The following is an 11,731-nucleotide window of genomic DNA, read 5'->3' on the forward strand; positions in this document are numbered from 1 at the left end:
TGTCAGGACGGGGGAAGCGGAGTCGGAGCGGGGACCTACTGACCCGTCATGGGTTCGAGGTACAGCCACTTCCACGATTCCTTTCCGAGCGAACGAGGGGCAACGGTACCGCCGGACTCCCAAGGGGCGACCGGGTCGGGGTCGGTCTCGTCGGCGTAGGTGACCTTGCGGGTGTCGGGGTCGAAGAACGCGTCGGGCCGGGCGAACGAGGTCGCCGACCGCGGGAGGTTCTGCGCACCGCGGGCGTTGGTCTTGGTCGCGGGCTCGGTGCACTTGGCGTTGACGTTCATGCCCGGGTCCGTGAACCGCTCGTTGGGGGGACGTCGGACGGTGCCCTCGTAGCCCTCGAGGCACGGCTCGGTCGTGCTGAGGACGAGGCCGAAGTGGGCGTCGAACTTGCCGGTGCCTGGGCTCTTGGAGACGACGGTGAACCCGCCCTCGACGATGTAGGGGTAGATCACCAGGACCTGGTTGAGCCCGTCGAGGTGGTCGACGAAGATCTCGCCGGTCGTCACCAGGTTGTTGAGCAGCGACGACAGCTCGATCCGGTTGTCCTCGATGAACGTGCGCAGCTGGTTGGCCGCGAACGACCCGTTGTCGATCAGCCGGCGCAGGTCGGGGTCGGCGTCGGCCAGCGTGCCGCTGAAGAGCGCGAGCTGGTTGGCGAACGTCCGGAGGCTCGACTCCGAGTCGATCTGCGTGTTGAGGACGGTGTTGCCGTCCTCGATGAGCTTGGTGGTGATGTCGAAGTTGGCGTCGGCCGCATCGATGAAGGAGGTGCCGGTGTCGATGATCTGCTGCAGGTCGTCGCCGGTGCCGTTGAACGCCTTGCCGAGCTCGTCGACCGTGGTGCGCAGCGCGTCCTGGTCGACCGAGCTGACCGTCGTCGACAGGTCGGCGAGCAGCGTCTCGGTGGCGATCGGCGTACGGGTGTCGACGAGCTGGATCTCGGACCCCTGCTCGAGGACGTCGCCCTTGTCGACCTTGGGCTGCAGCTCGACGAACTGCTCCCCCACCGCGGACCGGTTGCCGACGGCGGCGATGGAGTCCGCGGGGATGTCGTCCCACTTGTTGTCGATCTTGAGGACGACGTCGACGCCGGCCTCGGTGAGCTTGAGCCGGTCGACGGTGCCGATGCCGACACCGCGGTAGGTGACCTCGGCGCCGGCGAAGATGCCGCCGGCCTCGGCGAAGTGGGCGGTGACCTCGTAGCTGGTGTCGCGGACCTTCTCGTCGAGGCGGGCGTAGCGCGCCCCCACGAAGGAGACGCCGAGCAGCGTGATGACCACGAAGATCAGCAGCTGCACCTTGGTCCGACGGGTGATCATCGCAGCACCATTCCCGGGGTCAGCAGGCTCACCAGAGCCGGGTCGTAGACGGCCATCAGCTGGCCCATCGTGGGTCCGCGGCCGGCCTTGGTGCTGGCGCCGACGGCGGGCCGGTTGAGCAGCCCGCCGAGGCCTCCGAGCCCTGGCAGGCCCGGGAGAGCCGGACCGGCGCCTCCGTTGGCACCGTTGCCGCCGCCGCCGAGGAGGCCGCCGTTACCGAGGAGCCCGCCGATCAGTCCGCCCACGACGTCGCAGATCGGGTTGTTGGGCGTCGCGTCGCAGACCGCGTCGACGAGACCGCGGATGCAGGCCCGGGTGAAGTTGTCGAGGCAGTCGGCCAACGCGTCCTGGGCGCCCGCGCAGAGGTCCTCGAAGTCGGGCAGCGGGCCCACCTGGGGGATCTGGCCCAACGGCGTGCAGGGGATGCCGGGGATCTCGGTGTTGCCCAGGTCGAGGTTGAGCTCGACCGAGAGGTTGGTGTAGTCGCCGATGTGGAGGTTGCGGGCGACCTGCGGGTCGCGGCCGACGACCTCGTCGACGAACGGGTAGGTCAGGATCACGTTGAACGAGTTGACCAGGTCGTCGCCGGCGTTGGCGAGCTGCGTCAGGGTCGGCTGCAGCTGGCGGATCGACGTGATGGTGTCGCTCTTCGACTTGCGGATGACGCGGACGCCGACGTCGCCGAGCCGGTCGAGCGCCTGGAGCATGTCGACCAGGTCGCCGCGCTGACGGTCGATCGAGAGCAGCGCGCTGGGCAGCTCCTCGAGGGCCAGGTCGATCTTGGGCTGCTGGCGGCGCACGCCCTTGGCCAGCTCGTTGAGCGACTCGATGGCGTCGACGATGTCCTGCTTGTTGGCGTCGAGCTGGCCCATGAAGGCCGACACCTGGGTCAGCAGCGACTTCACCGAGTCCTCGCGGTTCTCGAGCGCAGCATTCACCTCGGTCGCGATGGTCTTGACCTTGTCGAGACCACCGCCGTTGAGGAGCAGGCTCAGCGCGCCGAGCACCTCCTCGATCTCGGGGTTCTTGCCGGTGCGCTCGATCGGGATCTCGTCGCCGTCGGCCAGCTTCTCGGTGTCGGCCCCGGTCTCGGGGGCGTCGAGGGACACGAACTTCTCGCCCAGGAGGCTGGTCTGGCGCAGGGTGGCGGTCGCGTTGGCCGGGAGCTCGGTGTCGCCGCGGATCTCGAGCTTCACCTCGGCGACGTAGCCCAGGTCGCCGTTCTCGTCGTCCTTCTCCTTGATCTCGACCGACTTGACCTTGCCGACGGTGACGTCGCTGACCTTGACGCTCGACTGCGGCACGAGGTCGAGGACGTTCTCGAACTCGACGGTGACCGTCATCGGGTTGTCGCCGACGTCGGCGCCACCCGGGAGCGGGAGCTCGTAGACGTCGAAGTCGCATCCCGACAGCACGACGCTGCCGATCACCAGGGCCACCAGGGCGCGCGCGAGGCGGTTCACTTGGGGTCTCCGGTCGTGGTGGCGGCCGGTACGAGGCCGCCGAGGGTGGCGTCGGACGACGAGGTGTAGAGCGATCCCGTGCCCGGGCCGAACGTCGCGGCGCGGGGCAGCGGCAGGGTCTGGATGACGTCGCAGATCGAGCCGGTGGGGTCGTTGGCGGCAACCAGCGCGCACAGCACGGCGGTGGGGTTGCTGGTGATCTCGGTGACCAGGTTGCCGATGTTGGCGTTGGTGTCGAGGGTGCCGGCGTCGGGGTTGTAGGTCAGCTGAAGGTTGTTGAGCGCCAGCGGGGCGATCCGCAGCGTCTCGTCGAGGGCGGCACGCTGCTTGACCAGGACCTTGGCGACCCGGTTGAGGCCCTTGATGTCGGTGCCGAGGATCTCGCGGTTCTCGCGGACGAAGCCACCGACCTCGTCGAGCGCGGTCGCCAGGTTCTTGAGCGACCCGGCGAGCTCCTGCCGCTCGCCGGCCAGGAGGGTGGAGACCCGCCCGAGGGAGTCGTTGAAGTTGCGCACCGTCGTGTCGTTGTCGGCGAGGGTGGTGATGAACTTCTGCAGCTCCGCGGCCGCCCCGAACAGCTCGTCCTTGTTGTTGTCGAGGGTGGTGCTGAGTCGACCGAAGTTCTGGATCGTCTGGTTGAACTGGTTGCCCTGGCCACCGAAGTTCTTGGCGGTGACCTCGAGCAGGTCGGTCAGCGCACCGTCGGCGTTGGCGCCGTTGGGTCCGAGGGCGACGGTGAGGCGGTCGAGGTTGGCGTAGATCTCGTCGAGCTCGAGCGGGACCTGGCTGTCGCTCTCGAGCACGGCGTTGCGGGGCATCTCGGCGCCGCCGGTGTAGGCCGGGGTCACCTGGACGTAGCGGTCACCGACGATGGCGGGCGAGATGATCATCGCCTTGGCGTCCTTGGGCAGCCGGACCTCGGAGTCGTAGGACATCTCGACCCGGACCCGGGTGCCGTCGGGGACGATCTTGTCGACCTGACCGACCGAGACGCCGAGGACGCGGACGTCGCTGCCCTCGTAGAGGGAGACCGTGCGCGGGAAGTAGGCGGTGAGCTTCTTGTCACCCTCGCCGTCCCGGAACAGGGTGAAGCCGGCGACGACGACGAGGATCAGGATGACGAGGGGCGCAACGGCGCGCTTGAGGAGGTCCATCAGCCGATCTCCACTCCCGTGCCGGCACCCGGGACGGGCGGCAGGTTCTGGATGTAGGTGTCGAACCACGGGCCGGTGCCGAGGGTGTTGGCGAACACCCGGTAGAACGGCGCCATCAGCCGCAGGCTGTTGTCGAGGTTGTCCTCGTTCTTGTTGATGACGTCGAGGACCCGGTCGAGCTGGACCAGGGCGGGCTTGAGGTCGGACCGGGTCTGGCGCACCAGCGCGGTCAGCTCCTTGGACAGGGTCTGCGTCGACACCAGGAGCTGGTGGAGCTGGTCGCGGCGCTGCAGCAGCGCCTCGAACAGGACGTCGGCGTCGTCCATGAGCTTGACGATGTCCTCGTCGCGGTCGTCGAGGACGGTCGAGACCCGTTTGAGGTTGGTGAGCAGCGAGTTGATCTCGCCGTCGCGGTCAGCCAGGTTGGCCGACAGCCGCGAGAGCCCGTCGAGAGCGCCCTTGAACTCCTCAGGCGTGTTGCGGGTCAGGTCGGCCAGCACCGTGATCGAGTCGGCGAGCTGGGTGGTGTCGATGTCGCTCGTCTTGCTGCCGTCGCCGATCGTGTCGGCCAGCCCGCTGAAGGCGTCGATGACGTCGAACGGCTCCTCGGTGCGGTCGGCGGGGATGACCGAGCCCTTCTTGAGCTGGTCGTCGCCCGCCGGCTCGAGCGCGAGGTACATCGAGCCCAGCAGGGTCTTGACGCGGATCGCGGCGCCGGTGTCCTTGCCGAACTGCTCGTCGGAGGTGATCTTGAAGGTGACCTTGACCTGGCCGTCGTCGATCTCGACGTCCTTGACGATGCCGACGCGGACGCCGGCCATCCGGACCTCGTCCTGCGCCTGCAGGCCGCCGGTGTCCTCGAACATCGCGTAGTAGGTGTCGCCACCACCGATCAGCGGCAGGTCCTGGGCGCGGAAGGCGGCCAGCAGCAGCATCGCCAGGACGGCGAGGCTCAGCGCGCCGATGATCACGGGGTTGCGCTCGCGGAAGGGCTTCATCGGGGTCCCCTCGGGAGCATGCCGCTCGCGAGCGGAGCGAGCCGGACGCAGGGTCTCGTGGGGTGGTTCATCCGAGGTCACACCTCGCCCCACCGATGTCGGTCGCCTCGATGGACTGCTGAGGAAGCCCCGGGATCTTCACCACGCCCTTGAAGTTGCAGAGGTAGAAGTTGAAGAACGAGCCGTACGCCGCGGTGCGGCCGATCTTGTCGAGCTTGATCGGCAGCACCTGCAGGGCGCGGTCGAGCTCGCGCTTGTTGCGGTCGATGTTGGCCGTGAGCCGGCGCAGCTGCTTGATGTCCTCGACGAACGGCGGCCGCACGCCCGCCACCAGGTCGGCCGTCTCGACCGACAGCTGCGTGATCTGGTCGAACGAGTCGAGGATCGCGCGCCGGTCGTCCTTCAGACCCGCGACCAGGGTGCGGAAGTTGACGATCAGCGCGGAGAGTTGGTCGTCGCGGTCCGCGATGTGGTCGAGGACGAAGTCGAGGTTCTCGAGCAGCTGGCCGATGACCGCGTCGCGGTCGGCCAACGTGTCGGTCACCGAGGCGGTGCTCTGGAGCAGCCCCTCGAGGGTGCCGCCCTCGCCCTGGAACACCTGGATGACCTCGAACGACAGCTTGTTGATGTCGTCGGGCGACAGGGCCTCGAAGAGCGGCTTGAAGCCGTTGAACAGGCGCGTGAGGTCGAGCGCCTCGTCGGTCCGGGTCTCGGGGATGGTCTCCCCCGGCTCGAGCAGCCCGGGCTCGCCCTCGCCCTGGCTCAGCGACAGGTAGCGCTGGCCGACCAGGTTGCGGTAGCGGATGGCGGCGTAGGTCGCCTGGGTCAGCTCGGTGCCGTTCTCGACGGTGAAGGAGACCTCGGCCATCTTGTCGGGACCGTCGGCGTCGTCGCCGTCGACCACCTCGATGTCCTTGACCGTGCCGACCTTGACGCCGGCGATGCGGACGTCGTCGCCCTTGACCACGCCCGTCGCGTCGAGAAACACGGCCTTGTAGTCCTGGCTGCCCTTGAACCCGATGTTGCCGATGACGATGACGAGCAGTCCGGTCGCCATGATCGTGACCACCATGAAGATGACCAGCTTGGTGGCGTCGGTGGAGGTCTTCTTGTCCAGGAGCTTCATCGCATGCTCACCTCCGAGCCGCGCGCCATCGGGCCCATCAGGAGCGGTCCGAGGTCGCCGACCTGGTCGGGCGTGACGCCGAGGCCGGGTGCGAGGAGCTCGCGGTAGAGGTCGAACTCGCCCGTGGTGCCCTGCGAGCTCTCGCCGTCGCGGACGAGGTAGCCGGTGGCGACGCGGTCCGTGCCCTTGCCGGTCGGGCGGTCGACGCCGTCGTTGAAGTCGGGGATGCGGCGTACGGGGTTGGCCTGCGACCAGGGCGGCGTCGGAAGGTTGAGGCAGGTCGGCCCCCGGTTCTCGGCGATCCGCGGCCGGTCGTTGACGTCGTAGGGCCGCGGCTGGCGCGGCAGCGTCTCGAGGACGATGTGGAGCTGGAAGTTGCGGAACGCCTCGGCCTGGAGCTTGCCGGCCTTGACGATGCCACCGGCCAGGCACGGGAACTCCGGCGAGTAGCGCGCCAGCACGCGCAGGGTCTGCGTGCTGAGCGAGCCGAGTCGCACGATGTTGTCCTCGTTGTCGGCCAGGAAGGTGCGTGCGGTGTTGGAGAACCCGGCCACGTCGCGGAAGAGGGCGTTGAGCTTGGCCTCTCGGTCCTCGAGGGTGCCGGTCGTCGTGACGGTGTTCTCCAGCACCTCGCCGACCTCGGGGAGGATCTCGTTGTAGATGTCGGAGACGTCGGACGTCAGCCTGAGGTCCTCGACCAGCTCGGGGATGCGCGGGTTGAGGCGCTTGAGGTAGGCGTCGAGGGTCTCGAGGCTGTCGCCGAGCTTGTCACCGCGGCCCTCGAGGGCCGACGCGAGCGCCGTCAGGGTCGTGTTGATGTCGGCGGGCTGCACGGCCTCGAGCAGGGGGTAGAGGTCGGAGAGGACCTTCTCGACCTCGGTCGACACCTGGGTCTTGGAGATGGTGGCGCCGGCCTGGAGCTTGGTCGTGTCCTGCTCGCCGTCGGGGATGACCAGCGAGACGTACTTCTCCCCGAAGAGGGTCTTGGGCACGATCGATCCGGTGACGTCGGCCGGGATCGTGTCGATCTGGTCGGGATAGATGCCGAGGGTGACCGTGGCGCCGTCGACGGTCGCCTCGTAGTCGAGGACCTCGCCGACCTGGACGCCGCGCATCTTGATGTCGGCGCGGACGGGCAGCTGGAGGCCGATGGACGACGTCTCGAGGGTGATCTTCTCGTAGTCGGTGAACTGCTTGGTGAAGATCGCGTAGGTGAGGTAGACGCCGCCGACCAGCATCGCCAGGAAGACGATGCCGAGCAGGCGGGCGTTGAGGAGGGCGCGCTTCACCGGGTCACCCTGCCAATCTGACGGTCGTGGTGGTGCCCCAGATGGCCATCGACAGGAAGAGGTCGATCACGTTGACCGCGACGATGCTCGACCGGACGGCGCGACCCACCGCGACGCCCACGCCGGCGGGACCGCCCGAGGCGTTGTAGCCGTAGTAGCAGTGGATGAGGATGACCACGACGGAGAAGACGAGGACCTTGCCGAAGGACCACAGCACGTCTCCTGGTGGCAGGAACACGTTGAAGTAGTGGTCGTAGGCGCCGGCGCTCTGCCCGTAGAACTGGGTGACCACCAGCCGGCTGGCGACGTAGGACGACAGCAGGCCGACGACGTAGAGCGGCACGATGGCGATGAGGCCGCCCACGATGCGCGTGGTGACGAGGAACTGCATCGACGGGATGGCCATCACCTCGAGGGCGTCGACCTCCTCGGAGATGCGCATGGCACCGAGCTGGGCGGTGAACCCGCAGCCGACGGTCGCGGCGAGCGCGATGCCCGAGACGAGCGGGGCGATCTCGCGGGTGTTGAAGTAGGCCGAGACGAACCCGGCGTAGACCGAGGTGCCGAGCTGGTCGAGCGCGGCGTAGCCGGACAGCCCGACCTGGGCGCCGGTGAAGAAGGTCATGCCGAGGATGACCCCGACCGTGCCGCCGATGACGGCCAGCGAGCCGGAGCCGAGGGTGACCTCGGCCAGGATCCGGGCGATCTCCTTGGGGTAGCGGACGATCGACTTCGGGGTCGCGATGAGCGCGCGGATGTAGAACGCGAGCTGCTCGCCGAGGTCGTCGACGAAGGTGACGGGCTTTTGGTACACCGCTCTGAGGTTGGCCATGTCCGCTAACCGCCCTTCGGTGGCACGAGCTGCAGGTAGATCGTGCTGAGGACGAAGTTGACGACGAAGAGCAGCAGGAACGTGATGACGACGGACTCGTTGACCGCGTCACCCACGCCCTTGGGGCCACCGCCCGCGCTCATGCCCTTGTAGGACGCCACGATCGCGGCGATGAGCCCGAAGATGAGCGACTTGATGAGGCCGATGTAGAGGTCGGGGAGCTGCGCCAGCGCGGTGAAGCTCGCGATGTAGGCACCGGGGGTGCCGTCCTGGAGGATCACGTTGAAGACGTAGCCGCCGGCGACGCCGACCACGCTGACGAGGCCGTTGAGGAAGAACGCCACCAGCATGCAGGCGAGGACCCGGGGCACCACGAGGCGCTGGATCGGGTCGATGCCGAGCACCATCATGGCGTCGAGCTCTTCGCGGATCTTGCGGGCGCCGAGGTCGGCCGCGATGGCCGAGCCTCCGGCGCCGGCGATCAACAGCGCCGTGGCGATCGGGCCTGCCTGCTGGATGACGGCCAGGACCGACGCCGAGCCGGTGAAGGACTGGGCGCCGAACTGCTTGATCAGGCCGCCGACCTGGAGCGCGATGACGGCACCGAACGGGATCGCCACGAGGGCGGTCGGGACGATGGTCACCGAGGCGATGAACCAGGCCTGCTGCAGGAACTCACGCAGCTGGAAGGGACGGCGGAAGAGCCCGCGGCCGACGTCGAGACCGAAGGCGAACAGCTTGCCTGCGGTGCCGACGGGTCGCAGGACTCGCGCCGACGTGATGGATGCCATCTAGCGTCAGGTCCCCGGAGCCAGGCCGGCGTCGGCACTCTGGAACGAGCCCGGCGGAGGTGTCACGCCGTTCTCCTTGCACCAGGCTCCCGGCTCGCGCTGGCTGCGCCGCGGGATGCCGTTGGACGGCTCGAGCTGCATCGGGATGGGCGGCAGGGGCGGGAGCTCCTGGCCGGACTCGGCGGCGAGCTCGTCGGCGTCCTTCTCCTCCGACATCCCGATCGGGCCGACGCGCTGGGCGTTGAGGAACTGGCGCACGACCGGCTCCTCCGAGGCCAGGAGCATCTCGCGCGGGCCGAACATCGCCAGGTGGCGGTGGTAGAGCAGGCCGATGTTGTCGGGCACCGTGCGCGCGGTGTTGATGTCGTGGGTGACGATGAGGAACGTCGCGTCGATCTGGGCGTTGAGGTCGATGATCAGCTGGTTGAGGAACGCCGTGCGCACCGGGTCGAGACCCGAGTCGGGCTCGTCGAAGAGCACGATCTCGGGGTCGAGCACCAGCGCGCGGGCCAGGCCGGCCCGCTTGCGCATCCCGCCGGAGATCTCACCGGGCAGCTTGTCCTCGGCACCCAGGAGACCGACCAGGTCCATCTTCTCCATGACCACGTCACGGACCTCGGACTCAGACTTCTTGGTGTGCTCGCGCAGCGGGAAGGCGACGTTGTCGTAGAGGTTCATCGAGCCGAACATGGCGCCGTCCTGGAAGAGGACGCCGAACAGCTTGCGGATCTCGTAGAGCTCCTTCTCGGGGCACGACGCGATGTCGGTGCCCTCGATGATGACCGAGCCGCTGTCGGGCTTGAGCAAACCGATGAGGGTCTTGAGCAGGACCGACTTGCCCGTGCCCGAGGGGCCGAGCATCACGCTGATCTCGCCGGCGGGGACCGTCAGGGACACGTCGCCCCAGATCATCTGCTTGCCGAACGACTTGGTGAGATGGTCGATCTTGATCTCAACACCCATGGAAGTCCTTCTCTCGACCCGGTTCGGCGCAGGCGCCTGGGAGCATGCGGGACCCCTGTGCCTGTGCTGTGCACCGTGTGGCTGCCACCACACTCGTCAGTAACAACGGTCCCGTCGCCGCGAGGTTACGCGGGTTTGTGCGTGACGTCACGTTAAGGCCGGATCCCGATACTGACCCGTGACATGCGCTCTCACCTGCGACAACGCCACATAAAAACGCCGAGGCGACCACCCCCCTGGGGGGTGGTCGCCTCGGTCGTGTCGCGGGTCTGCGCTAGGAGGTCGTCCTAGCCGCTCGCCCGCAGCGGGTCACTTGAGGGTGACGGTCGCACCGGCGCCCTCGAGCGCCTCCTTGGCCTTTTCGGCCGCAGCCTTGTCGACCTTCTCCAGGACCGCCTTGGGTGCGGCCTCGACCAGCTCCTTGGCCTCCTTGAGACCGAGCGAGGTGAGGGCGCGCACCTCCTTGATGACGTTGATCTTCTTGTCGCCGGCGGCCTCGAGGACGACGTCGAACTCGTCCTGCGCGGCCTCCTCCTCGGCGGGAGCGGCAGCAGCGCCGCCAGCGGCGGCAACGGCGACGGGAGCAGCGGCGGTGACGCCGAAGGTCTCCTCGAACTGCTTCACGAACTCGGAGAGCTCGATCAGGGTCATCTCCTTGAAAGCCTCAAGGAGCTCAGTGGTGTTGAGCTTCGCCATGGTGGCGTTCCTTCCATTCGGTGGCACGACGTCCGCGGTGAGCGGCGGCGTACCGGGTTTCAGGTGGTGTGGTCAGCCTGGGATCAGGCGTCGGTGGTCTCGGCGGCCTCGTCGGTGGCCGCGGGGGCGTCCTCCGCTGCGGGGGCGTCCTCGGTCTGCTCTGCAGCAGCCTCGGGCACCTCTTCGGCGGGGGTCTCCTCCGTGGTCTCCTCGGCGGCAGCCGGGGCCTCCTCGGCGGCGGCCGGCGTACCGGCACCACCTGCGAGGATCGAGGGGTCCTCCTCGGCCTTGGCCTGCAGCGCACCCGCGAGACGGGCGGCCTGGGCGAGAGGCGCGTTGAGGAGGTAGACGGCCTGGGAGAGCGACGCGAGCATGGCGCCCGCGAGCTTGCCCAGGAGCACCTCGCGCGACTCGAGGTCGGCCAGCTTGGCGACCTCCTTCGCGTCGAGGATGTTGCCGTCGAGAACGCCGCCCTTGATGACAAGAGCGGGGTTGGCCTTGGCAAAGTCACGCAGACCCTTGGCCGCCTCGACCACGTCACCGCTGATGAAGGCGATGGCGGTCGGGCCGGTGAGCAGGTCGTCGAAGCCGCTGATGCCCACCTGGTTGGCGGCGATCTTGGCCAGCGTGTTCTTGACCACGGCGTAGCTGGCGTTCTCACCGAGGGAGCGGCGCAGGTCCTGCAGCTCCTTGACGGTGAGACCGCGGTACTCGGTCAGCACGGCACCGGCGGCATCGTTGAAGGACTCAACGATCTCCGCGACGGCGGCGTTTCTGTCTGCCCGCGCCATGGGTCTCCTTCCGGACGGGGAGACCGCCCCCGGCATCGTCAGGAAATGACGAACGCCCCGAGCGCGGGGCTCAGGGCGTGGACCTCGATGAGGCTGCTGCTCTGAATCCTGCGCGGGCCGTCCGCATCTCTGCGGCACCTTCGGTCTGACTGCATGCACAGCCTGACAACCGGCGGTCTCTGGTTTCAGGATGGAACTGTACGGGCGCCGGCGGGGGCGGCCAAATCGGTGGCCTCGCCACCGGGCGAGCCGGAGGGCCCGACCATGACGACGGCCCGCCCAGCAATGCTGGACGGGCCG

Annotated in this window: 11 protein-coding genes; all 11 read right to left on the bottom strand. The window is 68.2% G+C overall.

Going from position 1 to position 11,731, the window contains the following annotated elements; all coding sequences use genetic code 11:
- Positions 1 to 35 precede the first annotated feature (35 nt).
- The 11 genes from Q7T52_RS09550 to rplJ all read right to left on the bottom strand — a co-directional run bounded on the left by Q7T52_RS09550 (position 36) and on the right by rplJ (position 11,431).
- Positions 36 to 1,328, bottom strand: coding sequence for an MCE family protein (locus Q7T52_RS09550; protein WP_304801831.1), 1,293 nt, complete (start codon positions 1,326 to 1,328; stop codon positions 36 to 38).
- Positions 1,325 to 2,791 carry an MCE family protein gene (locus Q7T52_RS09555; RefSeq protein ID WP_304801832.1) on the bottom strand — a complete coding sequence of 489 codons (1,467 nt, stop codon included), beginning with the start codon at positions 2,789 to 2,791 and terminating at the stop codon, positions 1,325 to 1,327. Before Q7T52_RS09555 ends, Q7T52_RS09550 begins: the two co-directional genes overlap by 4 nt.
- Entirely contained in the window at positions 2,788 to 3,945 is a 1,158-nt protein-coding gene (locus tag Q7T52_RS09560) for an MCE family protein (RefSeq protein ID WP_304801835.1), read from the bottom strand. Before Q7T52_RS09560 ends, Q7T52_RS09555 begins: the two co-directional genes overlap by 4 nt.
- Complete coding sequence (locus Q7T52_RS09565; protein WP_304801837.1) at positions 3,945 to 4,943, bottom strand: MCE family protein; 999 nt, start codon at positions 4,941 to 4,943, stop codon at positions 3,945 to 3,947. The genes Q7T52_RS09560 and Q7T52_RS09565 overlap by 1 nt, the downstream gene beginning before the upstream one ends.
- Positions 4,944 to 5,010: 67 nt before the next feature.
- Positions 5,011 to 6,069: an MCE family protein gene (locus tag Q7T52_RS09570; protein ID WP_304801839.1), complete on the bottom strand. Its 1,059-nt coding sequence runs from the start codon at positions 6,067 to 6,069 to the stop codon at positions 5,011 to 5,013.
- Positions 6,066 to 7,358, bottom strand: a complete 1,293-nt coding sequence (locus Q7T52_RS09575) for an MCE family protein (protein WP_304801841.1) — start codon at positions 7,356 to 7,358, stop codon at positions 6,066 to 6,068. The genes Q7T52_RS09570 and Q7T52_RS09575 overlap by 4 nt, the downstream gene beginning before the upstream one ends.
- A gap of 4 nt (positions 7,359 to 7,362) precedes the next feature.
- Positions 7,363 to 8,190 carry an ABC transporter permease gene (locus tag Q7T52_RS09580; RefSeq protein WP_304801843.1) on the bottom strand — a complete coding sequence of 276 codons (828 nt, stop codon included), beginning with the start codon at positions 8,188 to 8,190 and terminating at the stop codon, positions 7,363 to 7,365.
- A gap of 5 nt (positions 8,191 to 8,195) precedes the next feature.
- Positions 8,196 to 8,981 (bottom strand): ABC transporter permease, encoded by a 786-nt coding sequence (locus tag Q7T52_RS09585; protein WP_304801845.1) that lies wholly within the window; start codon positions 8,979 to 8,981, stop codon positions 8,196 to 8,198.
- 6 nt (positions 8,982 to 8,987) lie between these two features.
- Positions 8,988 to 9,944, bottom strand: a complete 957-nt coding sequence (locus Q7T52_RS09590) for an ABC transporter ATP-binding protein (protein WP_304801847.1) — start codon at positions 9,942 to 9,944, stop codon at positions 8,988 to 8,990.
- Between the two features lie 309 nt (positions 9,945 to 10,253).
- Entirely contained in the window at positions 10,254 to 10,640 is a 387-nt protein-coding gene (gene rplL / locus Q7T52_RS09595; protein WP_304801849.1) for a 50S ribosomal protein L7/L12, read from the bottom strand.
- 83 nt (positions 10,641 to 10,723) lie between these two features.
- Positions 10,724 to 11,431, bottom strand: coding sequence for a 50S ribosomal protein L10 (gene rplJ, locus Q7T52_RS09600; RefSeq protein ID WP_304801851.1), 708 nt, complete (start codon positions 11,429 to 11,431; stop codon positions 10,724 to 10,726).
- Positions 11,432 to 11,731 lie beyond the last annotated feature (300 nt).

The sequence above is a fragment of the Nocardioides sp. genome (genome assembly GCF_030655615.1).
GTDB lineage: Bacteria > Actinomycetota > Actinomycetes > Propionibacteriales > Nocardioidaceae > Nocardioides.